This window comes from Paremcibacter congregatus (assembly GCF_006385135.1).
GTDB lineage: Bacteria > Pseudomonadota > Alphaproteobacteria > Sphingomonadales > Emcibacteraceae > Paremcibacter > Paremcibacter congregatus.
On the sequence record NZ_CP041025.1, the window covers coordinates 3,374,946 to 3,400,732 of the forward strand.

Annotated in this window: 23 protein-coding genes; 15 read left to right on the plus strand and 8 right to left on the minus strand. The window is 54.5% G+C overall.

Translation table 11 applies throughout. The features are described 5' to 3' along the window. The first annotated feature begins 405 nt into the window (after window positions 1-405). From FIV45_RS14955 to FIV45_RS14980, 6 genes are all read left to right on the plus strand, one after another. The gene (locus FIV45_RS14955) at window positions 406-1,155 is read left to right on the plus strand and encodes an electron transfer flavoprotein subunit beta/FixA family protein (RefSeq protein ID WP_099470806.1); all 750 of its coding nucleotides are present in this window, start codon (window positions 406-408) and stop codon (window positions 1,153-1,155) included. A gap of 2 nt (window positions 1,156-1,157) precedes the next feature. Continuing rightward, window positions 1,158-2,087 (plus strand): electron transfer flavoprotein subunit alpha/FixB family protein, encoded by a 930-nt coding sequence (locus tag FIV45_RS14960; protein ID WP_099470805.1) that lies wholly within the window; start codon window positions 1,158-1,160, stop codon window positions 2,085-2,087. 78 nt (window positions 2,088-2,165) lie between these two features. After that, the gene (locus tag FIV45_RS14965; protein WP_099470804.1) at window positions 2,166-3,038 is read left to right on the plus strand and encodes a 3-hydroxybutyryl-CoA dehydrogenase; all 873 of its coding nucleotides are present in this window, start codon (window positions 2,166-2,168) and stop codon (window positions 3,036-3,038) included. A gap of 121 nt (window positions 3,039-3,159) precedes the next feature. Continuing rightward, complete coding sequence (locus FIV45_RS14970; protein ID WP_099470803.1) at window positions 3,160-3,723, plus strand: DUF924 family protein; 564 nt, start codon at window positions 3,160-3,162, stop codon at window positions 3,721-3,723. 12 nt (window positions 3,724-3,735) lie between these two features. Beyond that, window positions 3,736-4,257, plus strand: a complete 522-nt coding sequence (locus FIV45_RS14975) for a YHS domain-containing (seleno)protein (RefSeq protein ID WP_099470802.1) — start codon at window positions 3,736-3,738, stop codon at window positions 4,255-4,257. Then, a complete protein-coding gene (locus FIV45_RS14980; RefSeq protein ID WP_099470801.1) occupies window positions 4,254-5,384 on the plus strand; it encodes a PQQ-dependent sugar dehydrogenase in 1,131 nt (376 codons plus the stop codon). The genes FIV45_RS14975 and FIV45_RS14980 overlap by 4 nt, the downstream gene beginning before the upstream one ends. A gap of 67 nt (window positions 5,385-5,451) precedes the next feature. On the opposite strand, the gene FIV45_RS14985 is transcribed toward FIV45_RS14980, so the two are convergent. Then, window positions 5,452-6,453 carry an NAD(P)-dependent alcohol dehydrogenase gene (locus FIV45_RS14985; RefSeq protein WP_099470800.1) on the minus strand — a complete coding sequence of 334 codons (1,002 nt, stop codon included), beginning with the start codon at window positions 6,451-6,453 and terminating at the stop codon, window positions 5,452-5,454. Continuing rightward, window positions 6,450-7,427 carry an NAD(P)-dependent alcohol dehydrogenase gene (locus FIV45_RS14990; protein ID WP_099470799.1) on the minus strand — a complete coding sequence of 326 codons (978 nt, stop codon included), beginning with the start codon at window positions 7,425-7,427 and terminating at the stop codon, window positions 6,450-6,452. Before FIV45_RS14990 ends, FIV45_RS14985 begins: the two co-directional genes overlap by 4 nt. Before the next feature lie 118 nt (window positions 7,428-7,545). Here FIV45_RS14990 and FIV45_RS14995 point away from each other — a divergent pair, with 118 nt between their 5' ends. Beyond that, on the plus strand, window positions 7,546-8,214 hold the full coding sequence (locus FIV45_RS14995) for an NUDIX hydrolase (protein WP_099470798.1): 669 nt from the start codon (window positions 7,546-7,548) through the stop codon (window positions 8,212-8,214). A gap of 79 nt (window positions 8,215-8,293) precedes the next feature. On the opposite strand, the gene FIV45_RS15000 is transcribed toward FIV45_RS14995, so the two are convergent. From FIV45_RS15000 to FIV45_RS15010, 3 genes are all read right to left on the minus strand, one after another. Further along, on the minus strand, window positions 8,294-8,698 hold the full coding sequence (locus FIV45_RS15000) for a hypothetical protein (RefSeq protein WP_133118499.1): 405 nt from the start codon (window positions 8,696-8,698) through the stop codon (window positions 8,294-8,296). 98 nt (window positions 8,699-8,796) lie between these two features. After that, the gene (locus FIV45_RS15005; protein ID WP_165776850.1) at window positions 8,797-9,288 is read right to left on the minus strand and encodes a MarR family winged helix-turn-helix transcriptional regulator; all 492 of its coding nucleotides are present in this window, start codon (window positions 9,286-9,288) and stop codon (window positions 8,797-8,799) included. Between the two features lie 140 nt (window positions 9,289-9,428). Beyond that, window positions 9,429-10,559 (minus strand): tetratricopeptide repeat protein, encoded by a 1,131-nt coding sequence (locus FIV45_RS15010; RefSeq protein ID WP_099470795.1) that lies wholly within the window; start codon window positions 10,557-10,559, stop codon window positions 9,429-9,431. Window positions 10,560-10,841: 282 nt separating this feature from the next. Here FIV45_RS15010 and FIV45_RS15015 point away from each other — a divergent pair, with 282 nt between their 5' ends. The 5 genes from FIV45_RS15015 (at window position 10,842) to FIV45_RS15035 (ending at window position 17,540) form a co-directional block, all read left to right on the plus strand. Next, window positions 10,842-12,575, plus strand: a complete 1,734-nt coding sequence (locus FIV45_RS15015) for a thiamine pyrophosphate-binding protein (RefSeq protein WP_099470794.1) — start codon at window positions 10,842-10,844, stop codon at window positions 12,573-12,575. Next, window positions 12,575-14,179 carry an FAD-binding dehydrogenase gene (locus FIV45_RS15020; RefSeq protein WP_099470793.1) on the plus strand — a complete coding sequence of 535 codons (1,605 nt, stop codon included), beginning with the start codon at window positions 12,575-12,577 and terminating at the stop codon, window positions 14,177-14,179. Before FIV45_RS15015 ends, FIV45_RS15020 begins: the two co-directional genes overlap by 1 nt. Before the next feature lie 205 nt (window positions 14,180-14,384). Continuing rightward, complete coding sequence (locus tag FIV45_RS15025) at window positions 14,385-15,482, plus strand: LLM class flavin-dependent oxidoreductase (protein WP_099471053.1); 1,098 nt, start codon at window positions 14,385-14,387, stop codon at window positions 15,480-15,482. 111 nt (window positions 15,483-15,593) lie between these two features. Then, on the plus strand, window positions 15,594-16,328 hold the full coding sequence (locus tag FIV45_RS15030) for an HpcH/HpaI aldolase family protein (RefSeq protein ID WP_099470792.1): 735 nt from the start codon (window positions 15,594-15,596) through the stop codon (window positions 16,326-16,328). Between the two features lie 30 nt (window positions 16,329-16,358). Then, window positions 16,359-17,540 (plus strand): pyridoxal phosphate-dependent aminotransferase, encoded by a 1,182-nt coding sequence (locus FIV45_RS15035; protein ID WP_099470791.1) that lies wholly within the window; start codon window positions 16,359-16,361, stop codon window positions 17,538-17,540. Window positions 17,541-17,693: 153 nt separating this feature from the next. Here the strand turns inward: FIV45_RS15035 and FIV45_RS15040 are convergent, their stop codons facing one another. Then, complete coding sequence (locus FIV45_RS15040) at window positions 17,694-18,272, minus strand: PhnA domain-containing protein (RefSeq protein WP_099470790.1); 579 nt, start codon at window positions 18,270-18,272, stop codon at window positions 17,694-17,696. A gap of 289 nt (window positions 18,273-18,561) precedes the next feature. Between FIV45_RS15040 and FIV45_RS15045 the strand changes: the two genes are divergently transcribed. Further along, complete coding sequence (locus FIV45_RS15045) at window positions 18,562-19,179, plus strand: hypothetical protein (RefSeq protein WP_133118498.1); 618 nt, start codon at window positions 18,562-18,564, stop codon at window positions 19,177-19,179. 666 nt (window positions 19,180-19,845) lie between these two features. Here FIV45_RS15045 and FIV45_RS15050 read toward each other — a convergent pair. After that, window positions 19,846-20,769 (minus strand): LysR family transcriptional regulator, encoded by a 924-nt coding sequence (locus FIV45_RS15050; protein ID WP_099470788.1) that lies wholly within the window; start codon window positions 20,767-20,769, stop codon window positions 19,846-19,848. Window positions 20,770-20,869: 100 nt separating this feature from the next. Here FIV45_RS15050 and FIV45_RS15055 point away from each other — a divergent pair, with 100 nt between their 5' ends. Together FIV45_RS15055 and FIV45_RS15060 are read left to right on the plus strand one after the other, a co-directional pair. Continuing rightward, window positions 20,870-21,844 carry a DMT family transporter gene (locus tag FIV45_RS15055; protein ID WP_099470787.1) on the plus strand — a complete coding sequence of 325 codons (975 nt, stop codon included), beginning with the start codon at window positions 20,870-20,872 and terminating at the stop codon, window positions 21,842-21,844. A 142-nt stretch (window positions 21,845-21,986) separates the two neighbouring features. Further along, window positions 21,987-22,997, plus strand: a complete 1,011-nt coding sequence (locus tag FIV45_RS15060) for an NAD(P)/FAD-dependent oxidoreductase (RefSeq protein ID WP_099470786.1) — start codon at window positions 21,987-21,989, stop codon at window positions 22,995-22,997. On the opposite strand, the gene FIV45_RS15065 is transcribed toward FIV45_RS15060, so the two are convergent. After that, window positions 22,994-25,672 (minus strand): TonB-dependent receptor, encoded by a 2,679-nt coding sequence (locus FIV45_RS15065; protein WP_099470785.1) that lies wholly within the window; start codon window positions 25,670-25,672, stop codon window positions 22,994-22,996. The genes FIV45_RS15060 and FIV45_RS15065 overlap by 4 nt on opposite strands. Window positions 25,673-25,787 lie beyond the last annotated feature (115 nt).

Consider the following 25,787-nt stretch of genomic DNA (forward strand, 5'->3'; position numbering starts at 1 on the left):
GAAAATTTACGCCAAAACAACTTAATTCCGCCTTCCGCCTTATGGCGAAAAAACATTCCTTCCCGGCGGGACAAAAAAAGTGAAAAAAATCGCCTTTTGGGCGAAAATCAGGCTTTTTTCAAACCTCCTGGCCAGAGGTTTCCGTCTCCTGGCACCAGCCTGACTGCTTTCATATTTCTTTTGGAGGGTGATTCTTATCATCGCCCTCCCGGAAAAATGTCAAACAGCCGTTTATTTTTCTTCCTGCTGCTGTATCATAACGCCTGATTCAATTGACAGCGCCTTTTGCATGGGTTAACTGTCTATATATTGCGCTGCAACAAACCGCATAGATAACGGCATAAAAGGAAATAAAAACCAGGATATGCCTCATATTCTTGCTCAAACAATGGGAGAAGTACCCCAATGAAGATTTTGGTCCCGGTCAAACGGGTTATTGACTATAACGTCAAGGTTCGCGTCAAGGCGGACAACAGTGGTGTGGAATTGGCCAACGTCAAAATGTCCATGAACCCTTTCGATGAAATCGCTGTCGAAGAAGCCCTGCGCCTTAAAGAAGCCGGCAAGGCGGAAGAAGTCGTTGTCGTTTCCATCGGACCGGCCCAGGCTCAGGAAACCCTGCGCACCGGCCTCGCCATGGGCGCCGATCGCGCGATCCTGGTGAAAACCGACGAAGCAGTCGAACCGCTGGCGGTCGCCAAAATCCTTAAAGCCATCGTGACGGAAGAAAACCCCGGCATCGTGATGCTCGGTAAACAGGCCATCGACGATGACTGTAACCAGACCGGTCAGATGCTGGCCGCCCTGCTCGGCTGGCCCCAGGGCACCTTTGCTTCCGAAGTCGCTCTTGACGACGGTTCTGTCAATGTCACCCGTGAAGTCGATGGCGGCCTTGAAACAGTGAAGCTCACCCTTCCGGCTGTTGTGACCACCGACCTGCGCCTCAATGAGCCGCGCTACGCCTCTCTTCCGAACATCATGAAAGCCAAACGCAAGCCGCTCGACACGAAAGAGCCCGGCGATTACGGCGTCGATATCGCCCGCCGCCTGACCACCCTGAAAGTGGAAGAGCCCCCAAAACGCGAAGCCGGCATCAAAGTCGAAAGCGTCGCCGAACTGGTCGAAAAATTGCGTAACGAAGCAGGAGTAATCTGATCATGACATCTCTCGTAATTGCCGATCATGATAACGGCAGCTTGAAAGACAGCACCCTGAACACCGTCACCGCCGCTCTGGCGCTGGGCGATGTTGATATTCTGATCGCCGGCAGCGATTGTTCCGGCGCGGCAGACGCCGCCGCGAAAGTCGCGGGCGTGTCCAAAGTCCTTGTTGCCGACAGCGCCGACTACGCCCATCCTCTGGCCGAAGTCATCGCCCCGCTGGTGGTCCGGCTCGCCGACGGCTATGACGCCGTATTGGTTGCCGCCACCACCACGGGCAAGAACTTCATGCCCCGGGTTGCCGCGCTACTTGATATGGCGCAGATTTCAGACATCATCTCAGTTGAGAGCGCCGACACCTTCAAACGGCCGATTTATGCCGGTAACGCCATTGCCACCGTGCAGTCCAGCGACGCCAAGAAGCTGATCACCGTACGCACCACGGCCTTCGCCGCCGCTGCGACCGAAGGCGGTTCCGCCGCCATCGAGACAATTGACGCCGCCGAAAATCCTGGCATCTCCAGCTTTGTCAGCGCCGAACTGTCCAAATCGGAACGGCCGGAACTGACCAGCGCCAAAATCATCATTTCAGGTGGCCGCGGCATGGGCAATGGCGAGAATTTCGCTCTCGTCGATGCGGTTGCCGATAAGCTCGGCGCCGCCGTGGGCGCCTCCCGTGCCGCCGTCGATGCAGGCTTCGTTCCCAATGACTATCAGGTCGGCCAGACCGGCAAGATCGTCGCGCCTGAACTCTATATCGCGGTGGGCATTTCCGGGGCGATCCAGCATCTCGCCGGGATGAAGGACAGCAAGGTGATTGTCGCCATCAACAAGGACGAGGAAGCCCCTATTTTCCAGGTGGCGGACTATGGTCTTGTCGCGGATTTATTTCAGGCTTTGCCTGAGCTCGAAAAAGAGTTATCTTAAGTTAGATTTACACTTGGGGGCCCTCTCGTTCAGGGAAGGTCTCCAACATTGTTTTAAGATTAAAGGAAGTTAGCCTTAATGGTACAACATGTCGGAATTATTGGCGCAGGTCAGATGGGCAACGGAATTGCCCATGTCTTCGCCGTGGCAGGTTATGATGTTCTGCTCAGCGACATCAATGAAGAAGCCCTGAACAAGGCCAAGGCCAAAATTGAAATCAATCTGCAGCGTCAGGTCAGCAAAGGCCTCATCACCGCGGATGTCGCCGCCGCTGCTCAAAGCCGGATCACCACCACTACCGGGCTTGACGGATTTGGAGAGGTTGATCTCGCCATCGAAGCCGCGACCGAAAATGAACAGGTTAAAATTGCGATCTTCAAGGAACTGTGTCCGAAACTGAAACCGGAAGCAATCCTCGCCACCAATACCTCGTCCATTTCCATCACGCGTCTGGCGTCAACCACCGACCGCCCGGAAAAATTCATCGGCCTGCATTTCATGAACCCTGTGCCGGTGATGAAGCTGGTCGAACTGATCCGCGGCATCGCCACCAGCGAAGAAACCTATCACACGGCAGAAATCTTCATTGAAAAAATTGGCAAACTGACCGCCAATTCCGAAGACTTCCCGGCCTTTATCGTTAACCGTCTGCTGCTGCCGATGATCAACGAAGCCATCTATACCCTCTATGAAGGTGTCGGCTCCGTCGAATCCATTGACAAGGCCATGCGGCTTGGCGCCAACCATCCCATGGGACCGTTGCAGCTCGCCGACTTTATCGGGCTTGATACCTGCCTGTCGATCATGCAGGTGTTGTACGAAGGCCTGGCGGACACCAAATATCGTCCCTGCCCGCTGCTGGTTAAATATGTCGAAGCCGGCTGGATCGGCCGCAAGGTTGGACGCGGGTTTTATGATTATCGCGGTGATGAGCCGGTGCCCACCCGCTAAATCAGGGCCAGACCCTATTTTAAGCGCATTTTCCGAAAGGGCGATGCGCTTTTTTATGTCTTGAAGTGTCTTTTTCCCTTAAGATAAACCCGATAACCACCGATGAACCACGGAATATTTTATGCTGACCCCTGCAGAACTCACCCGGCTCGCCGCCATATACAGTTTCTGGTTTGAAGAACTGACGCCTCAGGACTGGTTCACCTCCTCTGATCCCCTCGACGAACAGATCCAGAACAAATTTATGGACAGCTATCAGCATTTCAAAGATATGGATCTGGCGGAAATGGACTTTACCGCACAGCAGGTCCTTTCTCTCATTCTGCTGCTTGACCAGATGCCCCGCAATATGTTTCGCGGCACCCCCCAGGCCTTCGCCACCGACGCTAAAGCGCTGGAACTCAGCTATGCCGCGCTGGCCCGACGGCTGGATCTGGCCCTGCCCGATATCGAGAAATCCTTCATCTATCTGCCACTTGAACATAGTGAGGACATCAAGGGCCAGGAGCTTTGCGTCACCCTGTTTCAGCAACGCACCACCCTCGAACTGCAAACCGACTATGCCGTGCGTCACTTCAAGGTGATCAGCAGATTTGGCCGTTTCCCACACCGCAACGCCATCCTCGGCCGCCCCTCGACGACAGAAGAAGAAGCGTATCTCGCCGAGGGCGGCGACGCATTTTAAGGACATCAATTCATGAATAACTTCACCAAACTGATCATGTTGATTTCGACCATTGTACTGATCATCGGCGGCGGGTTTTCCTTTTATTTCACGTATCAGGCCCAGAGTCGGGATGGCCTGAGCGATTATAGTGATGTCATCGCCATCGACGGTTTTGACGCCGTCGCCTACCACACAGACGGGATCGCGCAACAAGGCAAACATAACTTTCAGGTCACCTGGGCAGGGTTCCACTGGTATTTCTCTACTCTGGAAAACCGGCAGATGTTTAACGAGAATCCGGAGAAATATGCGCCGCAGTTTGGCGGCCTTGACCCCTACGCCATGGCGCTAAATGGCACGCTCCAGCCCGCGACGCCGGAACTGTGGCAAATTGACGATACCGGCAAACTATATCTGTTTTATTCCGGCGAAACCCGAAAACGCTGGCGCGAAGACATGGAAAAATACAATACCGCCGCCAATCTGCACTGGGAACGCCTGACCCAGCAAATGAAATACAAAGCTGAAATTCTGAAAAAAGACACACAATGATCCGTACAACCTTCGCTTTTATCCTGTGCTTTGGCCTGTTTGGCGGAGCGTCCCATGCCGCCGACCTGCCGCTTGACAAGCTGCGCCTGCCGCCGGGCTTTTCCATTTCCATTTATGCGGAAGTTGATAACGCCCGCCAGATGGCTATGGGGAAGGACGGCACCGTATATGTCGGCAGCCGACGCGCTGGCAAGGTCTACGCCCTGCTCAATCCCGGTCATGCCCCCGCCGCCCAGCAGGTTGTGGTGCTTGATCAGGGCCTGAGCATGCCTTCTGGGGTCGCCTACCGGGACGGTGATCTCTATGTCGCCGATATTGACCGGCTCTATCGCTATCCCGCCATTGCCCGGACATTGGACAATTCTCCCCGCCGGGAATTGGCCACGGACCAGTTTCCTGACAAAACCCACCACGGCTGGAAATTCATCAAATTCGGCCCTGATGGAAAATTATATGTACCGGTTGGCGCACCCTGTAATATCTGCCTGAGCGACGATCCCATTTTCGCCACCATCACCCGGCTTGATGTGTCCGCCGCACAGCCTGCACCGGAGATATATGTTAAAGGGGTGCGCAACAGTGTTGGCTTTGACTGGCATCCCGGGACGGGCGACCTCTGGTTCACAGACAATGGCGGTGATGGGCTTGGCGATGAAGTGCCGGCTGATGAGCTTAACCACGTGATCCGCAAAAATCAGCATTTCGGCTATCCCTATATCCATCAAGGCGACATCCGCGACCGAAAATTTGGCCAGGACAAAAACCCGGCAGACTATCAGGAACCAGCACAGAAACTGGGTGCCCATGTGGCGGCGCTGGGCATGAGTTTTTATACCGGCGACATGTTTCCCGCCGCCTATCACAATCAAATCATTATCCCGGAACATGGCTCCTGGAACCGCAGCACGCGGGCCGGCCACGTCGGATACCGGCTGACAATGGTCACTCTGGACGCAGCGGGCAAGGCGGTGCAATACACCCCTTTCATTACCGGCTGGCTGGATGAAGCGACCAACAAGAGCTGGGGTCGCCCCGCCGCAACCCTGGTAATGCCGGATGGCAGCCTTCTGATCAGCGATGACAAAGCAGGCGTGGTTTACCGGGTGACCTACCAGGCGCCGGAGTGAACTTGTTACACCAGGGATATCGCCCGACAATACGTCATGTTAGCCCGCCAGAGATATAATATTCAGGCTAACTATCGTCTGGCCATTCGCAAGAGGCATGATCTTTTTCTTGCATAATCACCACCTTACCCATTGCCTTGGCGGTACCCAGACGAAGAAGTGCTTGGGGGATTTGATCAAACGGATAACATCTGTCAATTACGGGATGCAGTTCTCCCGCCACAGATTGCCGCGCCAGTTCCGCCATATCCTGCTGATTCTGTCTGTGCCCGGTAAGCCCCATTTTCTTGGAGCTTAATAGGGAGATCAGAGGTCCAAGCAACAAAGACTGAAGCAAACATCCCATGGTGCCGCCCAGCATCAGGTAAACCCCGCCGGGACGCAAAACACGCCAATAAGAGAGAATGGACCGGTGGGCCATGACGTCGACAATCAGGTCAAATTTCGGTCCGCCAACCACGAAATCCTGCGTTTCATAATCAATCACATGGTCGGCCCCGATCCGCCGCATCACCGCGAGCTTGCCGCCGTGATCGACACCCGTCACCTCGGCCCCCAGACGTTTGGCGATCTGGATCGCGAAACACCCGACACTGCCACCACCGCCATTGATCATAACATGCTGGCCCGCACGCAATTTTCCGGCGTTTCCAAGCGCCTGCAAGGCTGCCACCCCGGCCTGAGGCAGAGCAGAGGCTTCTGCAAAACTCAATCCTGCAGGAATGGGCGTCACTTCTGTCCGGCGCATACAAACATATTCGGCAAATCCCCCGAAATGGCCAAAGCTGTCCCCAAAGACCCTGTCCCCCACCTTGAAGCCCGTTACCGTATCGCCTACGGCTTCCACCACACCGGCAATATCCGACCCCAATATCGGATGACCCGGTGTAAAGAGCCCGAAGATGCGGGCATAAAAAGGGTTTCCGGTCAAAATTTCCCAGTCCGAAGCATTGAGTGAAGTGGCCTGAATCCTGATCAGAAGCTCATCGGCTTTTGGTCTTGGCTGCGGCACCTCAACCAGGGTCAATTCTTCCGGCGAACCATATTTATGGTAGGTAAAGGCTTTCATTCCGTCACCGTAATGGTAATATTGCCGGCCTTGCCGCCGCTGTCGAGATAACGGTGCGCCCCGGCAATATCCGCGAGGGAGTAATCCCGGTCAATCAATGGTTTAAGATCGCCAGATTTCAACAAACCGCCCAGAAAATCCAGCTCGTCCTGATCATATTTTGCAAATCTGAACAGCACCGTCTTATCATTAAACAGGCCGGAGAAGGGCGACCGCAGCATCTGGAAAAACCCGGGATTGGCCAACAGGTAGCGTCCCCCGGGCGCCAAGGCCTGCAAGCTGCGGCCATAGTGACTATGGCCCGCCGTGTCAAAAACCACATCATACTGATCGCCGGTTTGGGTGAAGTCTTGCGTCGCATAGTCGATCACATGGTCGGCGCCGATATCGCGCACCGCCTGCAGCTTATCAGTGCTGTCCACGCCGGTGACCTCCGCGCCGAAATATTTGGCTAGCTGTACCGCGAAGGACCCTATATTGCCGCAGGCCCCGACAATGACAACTTTTTCATCCGGCTTAATGTTGGCCAGACGCATATAATGCAGGGCATTCAATCCCCCGGTGGGCAGGGTCGCCGCCTGCCCATGGGTCGCATTTGGTGGCTTATGGGAAATAACCCCGCTCGCCTTCAGGCATTTATATTCTGCATGGGCGGCCAGACCAAGCTCCGTCGGGGCAAAAATTTCATCACCCGGCTTAAAACGGGTTACCGCATCGCCGACGGCCTCGACCACCCCCGACAATTCCTGCCCCAGAATATTACACCGCTTGGGCTGCAACAAACCTGCATATACCCGCAACGGCAACCAGAACCAGGCGGGGAAAGTGAAAGCCCGGAATTCACAGTCCCCCTTGATCACGGTTGCGGCATGGACCCTGACAAGAACCTCATCTTGTTTCGCGACGGGTTTCGGCAGGTCAGAAATTTTGATCACTTCAGGGGGGCCATATTCCGTATAAAATGCCGCTTTCATTTCAGGCCTTCTCTTTTAAAGGGATCTTCGGTAAATGATCTATTGGACTCTCCGCGAATCCATGTTAACGTAATTTTTACACGAACGAGTAAGTGTTGTCAAAACACTTAAAGGACTTATGACTTACAGCTACGACTATCCGCATCCGGCGGTTACCACCGACATCGTGATTTTCACTGTGCAGGACAACGCACTATGTCTGTTGTTGATCAGGCGGGGAGAAGACCCCTATAAAGGAAAATGGGCCCTGCCGGGCGGGTTCTTGCGGATGGACGAAGATATCGAACACTGCGCGGCACGGGAACTTGCCGAGGAAGCCGGGGTTCAGGGGGTATATCTGGAGCAGTTGGCGACATTTGGCACGATCGATCGCGATCCGCGGGAACGGGTAATCTCGGTGGCCTATTATGCATTGATCCCGTCAGACGATGTCGCCCTCCAGGCGGGAACGGATGCGGCGGAGGCGCAGTGGTTCCCGCTCAGTGACTTGCCGCCTCTGGCCTTTGACCACAGCGATATCGTCAGGATGGCGCAACAGCGGCTCAGCGCCAAAATGAGTTATTCAACCATCGGGTTGCAATTTATGCCGGCGGCGTTCACCCTGTCTGATCTGCAACGAGTGTATGAAATTGCCTCCGGCAAGACGCTTGACAAGCGCAATTTCCGTAAATGGGTCCTGTCCCTTGATCTGGTGGAAGAAACAGGACATAAGCAAACGCAGGGAGCCCATCGCCCGGCAATGCTTTACCGGGTTAAAAAGCCTTCTCGTATTGACATTATCAAGTAATGTTGAGAAAAAACCTCAGACCCGTCAAAAGAAAAGCCGGGGCGAGCCCCGGCTTGACATGTTTATATCACGCACTGCCTTAGTCTTCTGCTTTATAAACCAGCGAAGTGGTAATCCCGCCAGCCACATATATGATGATCCCGGTGATCGCCGAAATCAGGCTTTCCATGGCGCTCATAGGCAGAACCGCATACATCACCATACTGATCCCCGCCATCATCAAACCGATATAGAGACCGAAACGCGCCCCCTCGGTCCAGCCTTTGCCTTCATGAAAATGGGCATAAATATAACAGAAGAATATGGTGACGATCAGGTATCCTAACATCATCCAGATAAAATGTGCTTCCAGATCAGGTCCCATACGTCCCATAGCTTTCATCATAGGGGTAAAGTCCGACAACAATTGATCCGCCGCCATCCCCAATATTGACATCACAACATAGGCGGCAACAATCGCCATTATTAATCGTTTGATATTCAAGACATGCTCCCATTTATTGTTATTAGGAACACCAGAATACCATAAGCCGAAGAACAAGTAAAACTGCGGCATTCAGCAACATTCAGGGGACATGATGGCTAGTCGTCAGCTTCTTCAAGCATCTGTTTCGCCTTGGCCTGAAGCTTGGCCATGATCTGATAATAATATTTCAATTCCTGCTTGGTCAGAACATCTTCAAAGGCTTGCCCCTTGGCGTCCATGATCGGCCGCACATCTTCGCAGGTCGTCGCGCCCTTCTGTGTCAGATACAATACCTTGCGGCGCCTGTCCTGATCATCGCTCCCGGTAAAAACATAGCCAAGTTTCTCCAGACGGCTGACCGCCCGGGTGATGGTCGCCCGATCCATACCGGTATCAGCCGCCACCTGGGCCGGCATCATCGGCCCTTTGCACCCCAGCATGCCAAGCACCCTCCATTCCCGCGACGACAATCCGCTTTCCCGCACATAGACGTCTGATGTCACCTGGCGGATCATATTGGTCAGCATGCCGATCTGAAAAGGCAAATGTTCCATGAGATTAAGCGGTGGATCCGGCATCTTGCCGCGCTTGTCCTGTGGTAATGTCACTTTTTTGACTCCATTACCTGATATCATCCAGTCCCTCCCTTATAAATTTTTCACCCCATAGTTATATGAGATAAATACTATAGACATAAGAAAAGGAATTCAATATTTATGGGTTCTAATTCAAGAAGTTACTTGAGCGGTCAATTGATATCCATTAATTCACGCACCTTGGCCTCGGCCTTGATCGCCCGGGGCTCATCACCAAGCTTTGCGTAAGTTTCCCCGAGAAGCTGATGAAATCTTTTCTCATCATCGCGTCGTTTTAATGCCGCCTTCAGATGTGACAACGCCAGATCATAGTCCCCCGACCGATACGCCTCCAGGGCTTGAAAGTAGCGATAATATGGGTTCTTCATCTGATGACTTCTCGCAAGACGGAAATAATAGTCCGATTTTTCGGCATCCCCTATCTCATCATAAAGAACACTCAGATTACTCAGAACAGACTTTTGCCGACCATCATGGCTCAGGGCCACAAAATACGCTTTCTCTGCATAATTATGCAGGCCCTGGTGCCGGTAAAGCACCCCAAGATTGGACCATATGGCTGCATCTCTCGGTGACAGACGCAGGGCTTTCACCAAATAGAGGAAAGCGGCCTTAATATTCCCTTCCTGCAGATAGTCTGTACCCATATTACTGTAATAAAGTGCAATAGCCTCACGGTTTGAAATGGTCCATTGGCGATAATAGGGCTTGTAATTGATCCGATCAATATCAACGACATAGCCACTGGTCTCTCTAAAGTCCCCCATATGAACCTTCACATTGACATGGCGACTGAAATATAACAATTCATCGTCGGCCTCATCCCATTGGGGCGGGATCTCGACTTCCTGAAAACTGACTTTAAGCCCCTTCTGCCGAGCAAACGCGGCAAATAAATAACTGAATGCCAGGCAATTTCCCTCGGCTTTGTGAAACGCATCCCGAGCCGTATAGGTCTTGGACATATCATAATGCATATTCAATGTTCCTGCGCCCGTCATCATCGTGAGCAGGCTTCGTATCCGGGTAAGTTCATGATTTCTCCGCGGCACATAGCGATCAAGATACTCCAGCATATCTTCATCCAGCATCATCACCTGGTCATTGGGCAGGGAAAAATGCCGGGCTTCGGCACCAAAAAGGGCTTCACCGGACAGAAGGTCTGACTTGGATATGACAGTTGCCTGCGCGTGAGGCTCCTGCAGTTTAAAGCTACTGCACCCGCTGACGGTGACGATCAGCAAGAGGCTCAAATATGGAACAATTGTTTTTAAAAATGGCATGTTGCAATCACCTACTTTTACGATGTGATAGTGCGCATTTTCCACCCATATATTTTATAATAAGCTAAAGTATAGCATATTTTACTTCGTTTTTCCACTGACTGGTAGAAGGGCCGGATTATACCTATGATCCCCGACACAAGAGAAACCCGCTAGTCAGTCCAGACCCAGCTGCAGTGTTGTTCCCGGCCTTTAAATATGATACACTATATCTTAAAGATATATAATCAGAGCCCTCAGGGTCGTTATCAAAAATAAAAACAAAATATAGAGGGAAAATTCATGCAACGCACCGGCGCCCGTCTTTTGAGAACCGCCCTGGAGAATCTTGGGGTCCATCATACCTTCGGCATTCCCGGGGTTCATACCACCGAGATCTATGACGAACTTAATCTGTCCAACCAAATCCGCCCCATGCTGGTCACCCATGAAGGCGGCGCATCCTTTATGGCCGATGCGGTCAGCCGCACCTCGGACAGTATCGGCGTGCTTGTCGTGGTGCCCGCCGCTGGCCTGACCCACGCCATGAGCGGCATCGGCGAGGCCTTTCTTGACGGCATTCCCCTGCTGGTGATCTCCGGCGGGGTGCGCACCGACACGGATCATAAATATCAATTGCACGATATGGATATGCAGGCCCTGATGACGCCCCTGACCAAAAAGACATTCAAGATCACGCGCCATGATCAGGTGATGCCGATGATATATGAGGCCTATGCCTGCGCCATGAGCGGCGAACCCGGCCCGGTCTATGTGGAGCTGCCGGTCAATATCCAGTTCACCAAGGGGGCGGTCACCGACCTGCCCGCGCCACCGACGCTCATCCGCTGCGCCAAACAGCTGGCAATGAAGGATATTGAGGCCGCGGCCCAGATGCTTCAAGACGCCCGGCAGGTTGGTCTGTTCCTCGGCTGGGGGGCAAAAGCGGCGCGCGCCGACGCCATCCGGATCGCCGACAGCCTCGCCGCCCCGGTCGCCACCAGCCTACAAGGCCTGACAAGCTTCCCCCATGATCACCCATTGCATTGTGGTATGGGCTATGGTCCGGCGGCGGTGCCGGCGGCGGAGGCGGCCTTTGAGGCCTGCGATGTCATTTTGGCCGTCGGCGTACGTTTCGGCGAGATCGCCACCGCCAGCTATTCCATCCCCAATGCCGCCAAAATCATCCATATCGATATCAACCCGGACGCCCTCGGGGCCAATTATGCCGCCGCAATTGGTATTGAAGCCGACGCCGCCGTGGCCCTGAAGGCTCTGGCCGACGCGCTTCCGGCACAGGCGGCCTCGCCTCAAGACACCCCGATGATGCGCCTGATCGCCGACCAGGAAGCCGCCTATCGTCAGGAATGGCGCGATCACGCCTCTGACGGCAAGGTCAATCCCTGTCTTTTCTTTGACGGGCTCGACAAGGCGCTGGCCTCTGACGCGATCGTGCTCGCCGATGACGGCAACCATACGTTTCTCGCCGCCGAGCTGATGCCGCTCGGCGGCGAACGGCGCTTTATCTCTCCCACCGATTTCAACTGCATGGGCTATTGCGTGCCCGCCGCCATTGCCGCCAAGCTGGAAAATCGCGAAGCCCAGGTGGTCGGCATCGTCGGCGACGGCGCCTTTTTGATGACCGCCATGGAAATCCTCACCGCCAGCGCTGACGGTCTCGGCGTGATTTATTTTATCTTTGCCGACGGTGAACTGAGCCAGATCGCCCAGGCCCAGGAAATTCCCTATAACCGCAAAGCCTGCACCGTCCTGCCCCGCTTAAAATACGCGCCTTTCGCCGAGTCAGTTGGCGCCGCCTACGTCAATATGGCAACCAACGCCGATATTGACAGCAGCCTGTCCCGCGCCTTTGCGGCGGCGGCGAAAGGACAGCCCGTGGTGGTCGAGGTTGCCATTGACTACAACAAGAAAACCCGCTTCACCAAGGGCGCGATCAAGGCCAATCTCGATCGGTTTGATTTCGGCACCAAGATGCGCTTTATCGGACGCGCGCTCACCCGTAAGGTCACCGGCTGATGACGGACAAGACCGATATTCTGATCATCGGCGGCGGCATCGCGGGCGTCACGCTCGCGCTTGATCTGCTCGACCGGGGGGAAACGCGACAGATCACCCTGCTGGATGCCCAAGGGGAAGACGCCCTCGGCGGCCTGGCGAAATCGGCTTTTGGCGGCATGATGTTCGTCGACACGCCACTGCAACGCAAATCCGGCATCCGGGACAGCCCCGATCGCGCCTGGGCGGACTGGCAGAATTTTGCCGATTTCGGCCCCGAAGACAACTGGCCCCGGGCCTGGGGGCGCTATTATGTCGATCAGGTTACACCACAGGTCCATGACTGGATCAGGGCCCAGGGGATAAAATTCCTCCCCGCCGTGCAATGGGTCGAACGCGGCCTGTTTCAACCGGGCAACAGCCTGCCGCGCTATCATGTGCTGTTCGGCACGGCCTACCATCTGATGACCGTATTAATTGACCGTTTGCGCGCCCAGGCCCGACAACAGGTCCGGTTCCGCTTTCATCATCGGGTCGAAAGCCTGATCACTGAGAACAACGACGTTATTGGCGTCACGGGCCGCAACAACGCCACGGGAGAAGCCTTCACCCTCACCGCCACCACCACCGTTATCGCCACCGGCGGCATTGGCGGCAACCACGCCAAGGTGCGGAACCACTGGCCGAAAAACTGGGGGAAGGCACCCCCCCGCATGCTCAACGGCAGCCACCCGAGCGCCGATGGCCATCTCCATGATCAGGTGGCCCAATTGGGCGGCCAGGTGACCCATCTCGACAAGATGTGGAATTACGCCGCCGGGATCGCCCATCCGCAAGCGACATTCCCCAATCACGGGCTTAGCCTGGTGCCGACCCGCTCTTCTCTCTGGCTTGACCATGAAGGGCGGCGCATTGGCCCCCTGCCGCTGGTCACCGGGTTTGACACCCATTATCTCTGCAAGCAAGTGGCGCGGCAGGACCAGCCCTGGACCTGGCAGGTGATGAACTGGAAAATCGCCCGGCGAGAACTCGCCATTTCCGGCGCTGCCCATAACCCGGACCTGCGCGACCGCAAAATGATCCGCTTTCTGGCCAAGCTGCTGCTGAAAGACGATGGGCTGGTGCGTCAGATGGTGGCGGAAAGCCCGGATTTTATCACCGCAGAGAATTTGCCGGAATTGGCGCAAAAGATGAACCAACTGACCGATGCGCCGCATGTGGATCTTGACCTGATGACGCGACAGATCAGCGCTTATGACCAGAATCTGGCGTGCGGAGCTAAGCTGCAAAATGACGATCAAATCCGACGACTGCATCATCTGCGGCAATGGACCGGCGACCGGCTGCGCACCTGCAGGGATCAGCAGATTCTCGACCCCAAAGCCGGGCCCCTGCTCGCCATTCGCACCCAGTTGATCACCCGGAAAACCCTTGGCGGCATTCAAACCAATCTGGATTGCGCCGTTCTGGATGCGGCGGGGGACGCCATTCCCCGCCTCTATGCCATCGGGGAAGCCGCCGGGTTTGGCGGCGGCGGCGCATCGGGTAAAAAATCCCTCGAAGGCACCTTCCTCGCGGGCTGCGTCCTCACGGCCCGCCGGCTCGCCGAGGTGCTGACAAAATAGACTTATCCCTCTCCACTGCCTGCTGGAGCAGGGTTCAGGGGGGCAGAAAAGGCGGGGCGTTTCCTGCTTTACGGCCTCCGCTACACGATCCGATGCATTCCCTCCGTCTTGCTCTTTTCCCTTATTCCATTTTCCTTTCTTGACGGTATATGATTTTTAATATAATATTTCATTCATGAACTAAATGACAATAGATGAGGTTTTTATGTCGAGAGTGAAATCCCACCCCATGCGCGGCGGTAACGCCTTCAAGCTCGGCGTCTTTGGTGCCAACGCCGACGGCTGTCTGTCAATCACCAATCACGCCGACCGCTGGATGGCCGACTGGGACGATGTGGTGGCCGCCGCCCAGATGGCGGACCGGGCCGGGCTGGACTTCTTCCTGCCGCTGGCGCGCTGGAAGGGTTTTGGCGGCGACACCAACGCCCGGCATATTTCCTATGAGACCTTCACCTTCGCCGCGGCGCTGGCCGGGCTTACCGAGCAGATCGCCCTGTTTTCCACCGTCCACACCCTGATTGTGCCGCCGGTCTATGCCGCCAAAGCCCTGGCCACCGTTGATCACGCCAGCCATGGCCGCGCCGGCCTGAATATCGTCTGCGGCTGGAACCAGCCGGAATTCGATATGTTCGGCCTGACCAAACCGGATCAGGTTTACGACCAGGGCAAGGAATGGTTCGAGATTCTGACCCGCACCCTGGAGGGTGGCGCCCCGTTTGATTATAAAGGCGATTATTTCGACCTGAAAGGCGTGTCCGGCGCCCCGGGCAGCGTGCAAGACCCCCATCCGGTGACCCTGTCGGCCGCCTTTTCGCCCCCCGGCCGTGATTTTGCCGCCAGCGCCTGCGACTGTATCTTCACCACATTCAACACCCATGAAGACGCCCGCGAGACCATCGCCGATTTTCGTGCGCGGGTGGAAAAAGCCGACAGCAACGCCGGGGTTTTCGCCCCTGTGCATGTGGTCTGTCGCCCGACCACCCAGGAAGCCGAGGACTATTACACCGCCTATGCGGTGACCGAAACCGACAATGCCGCCGTCGATCAGCATATGGCGATGAAGAAAAGCATGTCCGGGTCCCATGACCCAAAGGCCTATGATCTCTACCGCAAGCGTTTTGCGGGCGGCGCCGGGACTTACCCGTTGATCGGGACGCCGGAGCAGATCGCCGATGAAATGATCGCGCTGCATGATTTGGGTTTTGGCGGGCTGGCCCTGTCTTTCGTTAATCCGAAGTATGAATTGCCCTATTTCCTCGACCGGGTGCTGCCGTTGCTGAAAAAGGCCGGGATACGCACATAAGACTGCGATAAAATTCTATGGGAAAGGCGACCTAAAAGAAAGGCCTGGAAAAACCTGTGGCATTTATTTGATTTTACATATATCTTGATCCTTCACAAGGAAGAATAAGCTATGCGCTGCAAAGACGCTCTACAGAATAATCATCCCCTTGGCTGCTTCTGGCTCTGTCTCGGGGCGCTGCCGCTGACGGAATTTGTCACGGAAACCTCCGCCGATGCGGTCGTGTTCGATGCCCAGCATGGATTGTGGGACCGCAGGTCGCTCGAAAGTGCCATTGGCATGGTCAAGGATCAAATGATCCCCATGGTGCGGCTGGCCGACGGGTCGCGCTTCGCCATCAGCAGTGCGCTGGATGCAGGCGCAGAGGTGGTTATCGTCCCGTTGATTGAAACGGCGGAAGAGGCGCACAACGCCGTCGACTGGGCCCTGTACCCCCCGCACGGCTCGCGATCCGGCGGCGGTATCCGGCCGTTACGTGATTTTCCGGCCTATAAGGAACAGGCCGACAAGACCACCGTCACCGCCCTGATGATTGAAACCGCCCGCGGGGTGGATAATCTCGCCGAAATTCTCCAAACCCCGCATCTCGATATGATCTTCATTGGCACCGGCGATCTGTCGCTGTCTCTCGGGCTTGCCCCGACAGAGTCCGCCTATGAAGCCACCATTCAGGACATCAAGCGTCAATGCGAAGCCGCGAATGTTTCCTGTGGCATTTTCACCGCGACATTACAGCAGGCGAAAGCCCGCCGGGATCAGGGCTTCAGCCTTGTGGTGATCGGTGATGATATCACCGCCAACCGCAGTTATTTTTCCACACAACTTACAGAATTTTCGGCCACATAAAGCCCGAACAAGACACATCAGGAGTTTTCGATGTCAATAGCCCCTTCACAGACCGCCCTTTCCGGCCTTCAGGATCATATTCGGGCGATCCCGCTGGAAAATATCGCCAATATCGCCAAGGACGCCTTCACCAACAAGGAGATCCTGCCCCTGTGGTTCGGCGAAGGCGATATCAAAACGCCTGACTTCATCGGCCAGGCCATCACCTCCGCCATGCAGGAGGGCAAAGGCTTCTATTCTCATCAGAACGGCATTCCCGAATTACGTCAGGCGCTGGTCGATTATCTCGGCAAACTGAACGCCAAACCCATCACCATGGACCGGATCACGGTCACATCCGGCGGCATGCCGGCGATTATGCTGGCGGTGCAGGCCACCGTGGGCCGGGGCGACAATGTGGTGATCATCGACCCGGTCTGGCCCAATATTACCGGCGTGGTTCGTCTGATGGGTGCGGAAACCCGGTCCGTGCGTATGGATCTTGGCGATGACGGCTGGACCCTGGATGTGGAAAAGGTCGCCGCTGCCTGTGACAGCCGCACCAAAGCGATTTTCTTCGCCTCGCCCGGCAATCCCACCGGCGCGGTGCTGCCTGTGCCGGTGCAGAAGCAACTGCTCGAGCTCAGCCGCAAGACCGGCATCTGGATTTTCTCTGACGAGGTCTATTCCCGCATGTCCTACGAGATGCCCATGGTGCCGTCCTTCAGTGACATTGCGGAACCGGAAGACCGGGTGATCATCATCAACAGTTTCTCTAAATCCTGGAGCATGACCGGGTCACGGCTTGGTTGGCTGATCCATCCGCCGAGCCTGGAAGCCACCCTGGCCATGATGGTGCAATATACGTCCAGCGGCACCACCACCTATTTGCAATATGGCGGGGTCGCCGCCTTGCAGCAGGGCGAGGATTTCGTCAAATTCATGACCAATTATTGCCGCGAAGGCATGGAGATTGTCTGCGGTGCGCTGGAGGATATTCCCCGGGTGATCCTGCGCCGCCGCCCCACCGCCGCCATGTACGCCTTCTTTGAAATTGACGGCATGGCGGACTCGAAACAGGCCTGCCTTGATATTCTGCGCAGCAGCAATGTCGGGCTTGCGCCGGGTTATTTCTTTGGCAAGGGTTCGGAAAGCTTCCTGCGCATCTGTTATTGCCGCTCGCCCGAGCAGCTCAATATCGCCATGGAGCGACTGAAGAAGGCCCTGAAATAAGGCCGCGCAAAGACAATAAAGCCATTAACCCTTTATTAACCATAAGCATCCCACAAAAACACCGGGCGCACCTTTCAGGGTGCGCCCGGTTGTTTAAGCCGTTAATACAAAACAAATAACTTAATATTATATCTTGCTAATTTGTAGATGCATCTAACTGGATTTCTTCACGAATTTGGTCAAAATTACGATATGTTGTCCATTGACCCGGCCTTCGATATGTTCCGGGTTATCCGCCACCAGAGAGATATTGCGCACCGCCGTGCCGCGCTTGGCGGTAAAGCCACCACCCTTTACCGGCAGGTCCTTGATCAGGGTTACCGTATCGCCGGCGGCGAGCGTCGCGCCATTACTGTCTTTATGGACGATGCCATCCTCATCACCAGCCCCCTCGCCCGCCTCGGCCCAGGCCTGAACCTCGGGCTCGAGATAGAGCATATCCAGCAGATCCTGAGGCCAGCCTTCACCGCGCAAAGCCGTGAGCATCCGCCAGGCCACCACCTGCACTGCCGGCACCGGTGTCCACATGCTGTCATTCAGGCAGCGCCAGTGATTGGGCTCCACCTGTTCCGGATGGCTGATCTGGGCATGACAGGTCGCGCAGAGCAGCACCGCCTGATCCGCCGTGTCATCGGAGGCGGGCGGCACGGGATAAACGGTGAGCCCGTCCTCGGCGCCACACAATTCACATTTATTTTCGGCCCGGGCGCGCAAGGTGGTTTCGATGGTCATATGATTACGTTTCCTAAAGGTATAAATATGGCCGCCTTTATGACTCTCCCCCGTCGCCAAGGCAAGGAAAAGTTATCCTTTGCCCCCCCTATTCCACTCAGGCCGCGACCCGGATCTTGCCAAGGACCGCCCGCTGTGGTTAAATTCAGAAGAAATTTAAGAGTGATAGATAATTGGGGGCGCATATGATGTGGAACAACCCTTCCATTAGTTTAGAGAAATGCCGAAATATTAAATTCCACCATACCGACCCCACAGCGGGCGAGCGGAAAGTGATGGAGCTTGGGGGGTGAGGGAAATATCGCCTACAATTTTGGCTTCAACTAAGCGTAATGTAATTCGCGAAGATGGCTATAATATTCGTTTAAACAAGAAATATATATTCATGATTTTCATGATATTTTTTGTAATAACAATCGGTTCTTTGGAGTTGGTTTTAGAAGGTCTTTTTACAGATTTCAAAATATCAAGGGATCAGTTTACAGATTTTCAAGTAATGTGGATGAAAGCTGGTTTGTGGCTAGGCATAGTATTTTTTAGTATAGTGACGCTGGTTATGCTGCATGGAATTACTGGTTTTGTGCAGCCCCTGATGAGAGTTGTGCAAAGAGGCATTTGGTTACAGACATCTGCCAGGAGATTTAAATTAATAGAATGGAGTAATATTGAATCTCTCAACATTCAAGAGAAAAAAATACCAAACTTAATTTTGCCCTTCCTTCCTCTCAAACTGAGTACATTTTCCATTAAATTAAAGAATAGGCAGAAACTTCGGTTCGTTCAGAAAGAGGCCTCATTCAAGTTAGAGGGGCTTTCATTCATGCCCCATGATCTCAAATGGGCGGTTGAAGAATATTCAAGCAATAAATGTACAGTAACTATATTAATTGGTTCCAAGAAGGGTTAGAGCGACAGCTCACACTAATAGACATTATATTTCTCTCTATAACTCCTTCTTTGATCATCGCTCTTTTCTTCTTATCTCTGATTTGGGGCATTTCTTATTATGTCCATAATTTAAGAAAATCATTATGAATTACGCCGTATCACAGTAATCTAAACAGCATTCTGAGGGGAACCATGGGGCAATGAAAGCTAGAAAATTAGAATCACTTACAAACGAGCTCATTGAGTTAAACGACAAATTCCATAAGAAACTACTAGTTAATGAGGACTTCTATAAGCAATTAATGCAAAGTGGATTAGTATATCGTCAGTGTCTATTGGTATAAATATTTCCCGATAGCAGCAACACTTACTGCAGTATTATTATTCTGCCAAGACGGTAATGTATTCAAGTTCGATATTGATTTAGATTCGGCAGAAAATTCATCATGGGAAGATGTTACAGACAATTTTCTCGAACTGTGCGACAAAAATCAGCTTGCAAAGCTAGAGGCGGTTGCTTGTAACTTATTTTTTCAATTACGTAGTCAGTCTTAAACTTAGGTGCCAATTTCCTTTTATAGGTATCCTACATGGAATTCACCGTCTCAAAACCAATAGCGATGGTCTCCATCTGCATATTTTAAAACATCCGCGCAGGCGGCACCCATAACCTGATACATCTCCCTCACCCCCCGCCAATTACCTTGCGCACCTCTTCATAGAAAAGATTGCGCAACCAGATATGGCCGGGGTCCTGATGATGGACCGGATGCCAGGAAAAATAATAATCAATCGGCGGATAATCAAACGGCAGGGGCTTGATCACCAGATTGAAGGGCGTTTTGAATTTCTCGACCAGATTCGACGCCATGGTCAGCAACAGATGGCTCTGCCCGACCATTTCAAGACCCGCGACAATATGCGGCAGGCGCAATTGAATATCCCGGCGATGACCAAGCCGTTCCAGCACCGGCTCCATCGTCCCACTATGAGGACTGCCGCCCACGGTAATCAGGCTATGGGGATAGGCAACGTAAGAGTCCAGCGTCAGATCGACCCCCGCCAACGGATGATCGGCGCTCATCACCACAACCATGCGGTCATGGCCCACCTGCCGCTGTTTAAAACTGTCAGGAATACCCATACCGCCGCCGCAGAGTACCAGATCACTCGATGCCGCCTCATCGCCCGCCATTTCATTGAAGGTCAAATTATGGATCGACAGGGACGCCCCCGGCGCCTCCTGATAAAACCGCTGCAGCGCCGCCGGAAAATAGGCCTGGGCCACGTAACTGGTGCCCTTGATGTGGAAATGCCGGTCCGTGGTCAGGGGATCAAAGACCTCCCGCTGCAGCAACCCTTTCACCCCGCCCAGCACCTGCTTCAACGGCACGTGCAGCTGTTGCGCCCGGGCGGTCAGGATCATGCCTTTCGGCCCCCGGATCAACAGCGGGTCATCCAGCAGATCACGCAACCGGGCCAGCGTCCGGCTCATGGCCGACTGGCTGAGGTTCAACCGTTCCGCCGCCCGGCTGACGTGCGCTTCCTCGAGCAAAGCTTCCAGAGCGGTCAGCAAATTAAGGTCGATGCTGCGCAGATTTTCATGCATGGCGGTCAGACTTTATTATTACTTCAATGCATATCATATATAATTGATATGCATTAGACAATATAGCAAAAAGAGATCATATAGAGGAATATTGTTATATATGAGACGACATATGACCCAGAAAAACCATGACACCGCCTTTGCCAAAGGATTAATCCTGATCCTGATCTCCGTACTCTTCTGGGGTATTCTGCCGCTGGCGCTGAAATTCAGTCTGCAGAAACTCGACGGGGTGACCATCACCTGGTTCCGGTTTCTTGTGGCGCTTGGGGTCTGCGCCGTAATTCAGTATTTCAACGGCGCGCTGGCACAGTTCCGCACACTGACCCGCCGCGACTGGACCCTGCTGACAGCGGCGGCCCTGTTTCTCATTATTGATTATGTCGGCTATATCAGTTCCCTGAATTACATTTCCCCCAGCGCGTCTATCGTCTTCACCCAGGTGACGCCCTTTTTTCTCACCATCGGCGGTGTGATTGTCTTCAAGGAACGCATGAGCGCCCTTCAGGTCCTGTGTTTTGTTCTGCTGTTCGCCGGGCTGGTCCTGTTTTTTCATGACAGCCTGATCAGCGCCCTGACCACGGAAGCGATGCTGTGGCAAGGGGTATTTCTCACCGTCGGGGCCGCGCTGTTCTGGACTTTCTACGCCATGCTGCAAAAGAAACTCAGTCAAAAACTCAGCCCCAGCAATATCCTGTTGTTCACCTATGGCCTGGCAATCGTCGTTTTGTTTCCCGCCTCGGACACCAGTGGTTTCGCCGCCCTGACACCCCTTGACTGGAGCCTGCTGACTTTTTGTGCTTTCAACACCATCATCGCCTATGGCGCCTTCGCCGAAGCCCTACATTATTGGGATGCCTCGCAAGTGGGCAGCGTTTTGGCGACAACGCCGCTATTCACCATCGCCGCAACCTTTACGGCTTCCTTGATTTGGCCGGGTCTCTATACCGCCGATCAGGTCAGTCTCGGCGGCTGGATTGGCATCGCTCTGGTGATCTTCAGCGTCGCGGGCTTTAACATCGTTAAACACCGGCGGACAAAGGCCCTGCAGGCGCTCGCCGCCACCCCCTGCTAGAACCGGTCTGCTTCCGCAAAGCACCCCCGGCAAACCGCCCGGAAGACGCCATCCTGACGGCCGGCTTACTCTTTTATGCTTTTCCCTGATCCATTTGCCGCGCATCTGCGTATAACGCAGGATACAATGGGAAGAGAGCATCATGAAGCATCATTCAAAACGAATAGCCGTCATCGGGGGAGGCATGGCCGGGGTCAGCTGCGCCAAGGCCCTGGCCGCCGCCGGGGCAAATGTGGTTTTGTTTGCAAAGAGCCGCGGGCTCGGGGGGCGTCTCGCCACGCGACGGTTTGACAGCATGTCACAGGCCGATCACGGCGCACAATTTTTCACCGCCACATCCCCGTCCTTTCAGTCCTATATTACCACGGAATGTCAGGCGGGACGCATGGCTTCCTGGGCGCCGACGGGAAAAACCAGCCCGGCCGCCTGGTTTGTCGGCCAACCGACCATGAACAGTTCTTTGAAAAACAACCTTGATGGCATCACCGTCAGGCTCAACAGCCGGGTGGCGAACCTTCAACGGATTGGTGCGCGCTGGCGGCTTGATATTTCCGATACGACAGATCCGCTTATGGCGCAGCAGGATTTTCAGGACTTTGACGTGGTTGTCTGCACCGCTCCCGCGCCTCAGGCACAACATCTTCTGATGAAAAGCCTGCCCGACCTTGCTGAAAAACTGTCCGCTGTTGAATTCGCCCCGTGCTGGGCCTTGATGCTCACTTTCGAGACACCGCTGGCCACCGGGTTTGATGTCTGGCGCGCTCCCAAAAATCCAGAAACGCCATCCATCATTAACTGGGCCGCCCGCAGCAGCCACAAACAAGGCCGCGAAAGGGGAAAGGACAGCTGGACCATCCATGCCACAGAATCCTGGACCGCCGATCATCTCGAAGACACCCCGACAACCGCAGCCAAGATCCTGCGCCATGCCTTCGCCCATTTGAGCGGCGCGACCTTACCCGCCCCGGTTCACTGGGCGGCGCATCGCTGGTGCTTTGCCCGCACGGTCACGCCCCTGGGCCGGTCTTATCTGGGTTCGGACTGTGGCAGCCTGTTTGCCGGCGGTGACTGGTGCCTCGGGCCACGGCTGGAAAATGCCTTTGAAAGCGGCCGGGCGATCGCCAAGGCAATCCTCGACCAGTCCCCGGATTAGAAATTCACATTGACCGCCATACCGATATAGCGTTTAAAATCCCGCGGCACCGTATGGATGATCACCCCGCCGCCATCGGCGCTGTTGGCGCTGACCCCTGCGACATATTTCTGGTCAAACAGGTTTTTCACAAACAGGCTGAAATGATAGCGTTCATCCTCGGCATACAGTCCCAGACTAAGATCCATGATGCCGTAAGCGTCCTGAATACTGCCCGGGTCGGCGTCATCGGACAGAAAAACCGCGCTCTGGCGGCGGTAACTGGCCTGCAGATAACCGTAAGCCCCAAGTCCCCCTATTTCCCGGGCGTAACGCAGGCTCAACACCCCTTTCCAGCGTGGCGCATTTTCCAATACATGGCCACTAAGATCCTGGGCCCCGGAAAAGCACTTTTCCGCTTCAGTCTGACCGAGATAACACAGGCCATTGGTAAAATCATCAAAACGGGCGTTGTTATAGGCAATCCCCCCTGACAAAGTCAGACCATGGGTCACACGGCCGACCAAACCGATTTCGGCTCCCCGCACACTGGTTTCCGGCACAGACCCCAACAGATTGGCTATTCCGCGTAAATCACGCAGCCCCAGTTGCAACCCTTCGATCCGGGTGTGATAGGCGGTGACCACCAGTTTCAGACGGCGATCAAAATACGTCGCCTTAAGGCCCGCTTCCAGAGAGGTCGAGCGTTCGGCGTCAATAGGTTCACTCTCGACAAATCGCTGGGGATCGAAACCGAATTCAACCCCGAATCCGCGGCCTTTATACCCCCGCCCGTAAGTCACATAACCATTCAGGCTGTCGGTAAAGTCATATTGCAGCCCCGTCTTCATCACCAGTGCGATCTCGCTTTTACTGTTATGTACTTCTGGCGTGGAATGATCCATCAGCACCCTTCCATCCGGGGCCAGATCCCGGCCGCCGCGCCGGGCCGTGCCGGTGATCTGATCATACAGCACCCGAAAACCACCAAAAAGTTTCAGTTTTTCCGTCGGGTGGTAATTCACATGCCCAAAGAAGGCGAGATTTTCATTCTCTATTTTCGATTGCACAAATATAATCTGGTCAAGATCAATATTGACATATTTCCGGTCGGCGTATTCCAGTGCGTCCGTGGCGGTCTTGTAAAAATAAAGCCCTAGCAGATAATCAAAATACCCGTCCGTCGGCGAGGCCAGACGGAATTCCTGTGTCGCCCAGTCCGCCGAACGTTCCGAACGTTGCTGCCGGTGGAAATTGATCGGCAACAGGTCATTGTCCCAGCTGTTCAGAGCTTCCCACACCCGATAGGCTGAAATGCTGGTCAATGTATGGGTGCCCAGGTCCATGTTGGCGGTCAGGGATGCCCCGTAATTTGTGGAAATGACAAAAGGGTCGCGGTTATGGGCAATCCGGTCCGCCATAGGACCAATCGGCACCCCCAGAATATCGGCTGTCCCGCCACCGGGCCGCGCATCCCCGGCAATCGCAGGATCAATATACAGCCCCAGACGGTCTTCCCGGGTGATGCGGGCGCAACATTCCGTATTCTGACGCGAATAATCCGCCGACAACAGAACATCCACATTCTCCCGCGCGCTCCATTGCAATTTACCGCGCAGGCTTTTGGCGGTAACGCCATTCACGTCATTGCCGGTTATGATATTTTTTACATTACCATCCCAGTCACTAAAAGATCCACTAAAACGATAGGCCAGCGTAGCCCCAAGCGGGCCGCTGAAGCTGAACTTTACCCCATATTCCTCGTCACTGGTGGCCCGGGTGGAAAAGGACGCTTCGGCATTTTGCCGGTTGGGGCTTTTGGTGATGATATTTAACGACCCGGCGGAGGCGTTCTTGCCGAACAAGGTGCCCTGCGGCCCGTTCAGGATCTCGACCCGCTCCACATCGGGAAGATCATTGAGCGCCGCCCCCCCACGGGCCATCACCACCCCGTCAATAAAGGTGGCCACTCCCGGCTCCACACCTGCCCCCAGAATCTGGGTTCCTACCCCGCGAATACGATAATTCGACTGATCATAACCGCGCCGTTGGGTGAAGGTCACCGTCGGCAACAGCACCACCAAATCCTCCATCCGGTTGAGATTACTCTGGGTCAGCTGATCTTTATCCAACACCTGCATATGCACCGGCACATCCTGCAAATTCTGCACCCGTTTCAGAGCCGTAACGATCACTTCTTCCAGCAGCGCCTTCGGGTCGCCGCCTTTGTCCTCTTCCGAAAGTTCTTTTCCGGATTTTTCTGATGGTTCCGCTTCCGGGTTCTGGCTCGACAGAAGATGTACATTGCGCCCGACAACAATGGTATTCTGCCCCGCAACCGCAAATTTCAAACCACTGCCACGCAAGATTTGCACCAACGCTTCCAGCGGTTTGAACCGACCGCGTAAAGACCGGCTTTTCATCCCGCCCAGGTCAGATGTCTTGGAGATGATCTGGATATCCGTCTGCAGGGTAAAATCCAATAAAGCCTTGTCCAGCGGTTGCGCCGGTTGATCAAAGGGCACCCTGCTGTGCAGTTTTTCCGGCGCGGCGCCGTGAACCTGGCCCACACTTAACAGGACCGGCAGAACACACGCCATGACCCTGATCCGTCGACCCGCGCAAGCGCCGCCGCCAAAGAAACCTCCTCCTGCTTTCATGATTTCCGTCAGCACTGTCCCGAACAACGCGATCACTTTCCTCCCGGTCCCACCCTCTTTTTCCCGATGCCTCTGTGGGCCTGTTCAGGGATTTATCTTTATATCATTCCCGGTTTCGGGTTTATTATCGAACCATGCTATAAACAAAATA

What these genes read in the sequence shown, in the direction of transcription:
- FIV45_RS14955 (WP_099470806.1), top strand. Translation starts at nt 406, where the DNA reads ATGAAGATTTTGGTCCCGGTCAAACGGGTTATTGACTATAACGTCAAG.
- FIV45_RS14960 (WP_099470805.1), top strand. Translation starts at nt 1,158, where the DNA reads ATGACATCTCTCGTAATTGCCGATCATGATAACGGCAGCTTGAAAGAC.
- FIV45_RS14965 (WP_099470804.1), top strand. Translation starts at nt 2,166, where the DNA reads ATGGTACAACATGTCGGAATTATTGGCGCAGGTCAGATGGGCAACGGA.
- FIV45_RS14970 (WP_099470803.1), top strand. Translation starts at nt 3,160, where the DNA reads ATGCTGACCCCTGCAGAACTCACCCGGCTCGCCGCCATATACAGTTTC.
- FIV45_RS14975 (WP_099470802.1), top strand. Translation starts at nt 3,736, where the DNA reads ATGAATAACTTCACCAAACTGATCATGTTGATTTCGACCATTGTACTG.
- FIV45_RS14980 (WP_099470801.1), top strand. Translation starts at nt 4,254, where the DNA reads ATGATCCGTACAACCTTCGCTTTTATCCTGTGCTTTGGCCTGTTTGGC.
- FIV45_RS14985 (WP_099470800.1), bottom strand. Translation starts at nt 6,453, where the DNA reads ATGAAAGCCTTTACCTACCATAAATATGGTTCGCCGGAAGAATTGACC.
- FIV45_RS14990 (WP_099470799.1), bottom strand. Translation starts at nt 7,427, where the DNA reads ATGAAAGCGGCATTTTATACGGAATATGGCCCCCCTGAAGTGATCAAA.
- FIV45_RS14995 (WP_099470798.1), top strand. Translation starts at nt 7,546, where the DNA reads ATGACTTACAGCTACGACTATCCGCATCCGGCGGTTACCACCGACATC.
- FIV45_RS15010 (WP_099470795.1), bottom strand. Translation starts at nt 10,559, where the DNA reads ATGCCATTTTTAAAAACAATTGTTCCATATTTGAGCCTCTTGCTGATC.
- FIV45_RS15015 (WP_099470794.1), top strand. Translation starts at nt 10,842, where the DNA reads ATGCAACGCACCGGCGCCCGTCTTTTGAGAACCGCCCTGGAGAATCTT.
- FIV45_RS15020 (WP_099470793.1), top strand. Translation starts at nt 12,575, where the DNA reads ATGACGGACAAGACCGATATTCTGATCATCGGCGGCGGCATCGCGGGC.
- FIV45_RS15025 (WP_099471053.1), top strand. Translation starts at nt 14,385, where the DNA reads ATGTCGAGAGTGAAATCCCACCCCATGCGCGGCGGTAACGCCTTCAAG.
- FIV45_RS15030 (WP_099470792.1), top strand. Translation starts at nt 15,594, where the DNA reads ATGCGCTGCAAAGACGCTCTACAGAATAATCATCCCCTTGGCTGCTTC.
- FIV45_RS15035 (WP_099470791.1), top strand. Translation starts at nt 16,359, where the DNA reads ATGTCAATAGCCCCTTCACAGACCGCCCTTTCCGGCCTTCAGGATCAT.
- FIV45_RS15040 (WP_099470790.1), bottom strand. Translation starts at nt 18,272, where the DNA reads ATGACCATCGAAACCACCTTGCGCGCCCGGGCCGAAAATAAATGTGAA.
- FIV45_RS15050 (WP_099470788.1), bottom strand. Translation starts at nt 20,769, where the DNA reads ATGCATGAAAATCTGCGCAGCATCGACCTTAATTTGCTGACCGCTCTG.
- FIV45_RS15055 (WP_099470787.1), top strand. Translation starts at nt 20,870, where the DNA reads ATGAGACGACATATGACCCAGAAAAACCATGACACCGCCTTTGCCAAA.
- FIV45_RS15060 (WP_099470786.1), top strand. Translation starts at nt 21,987, where the DNA reads ATGAAGCATCATTCAAAACGAATAGCCGTCATCGGGGGAGGCATGGCC.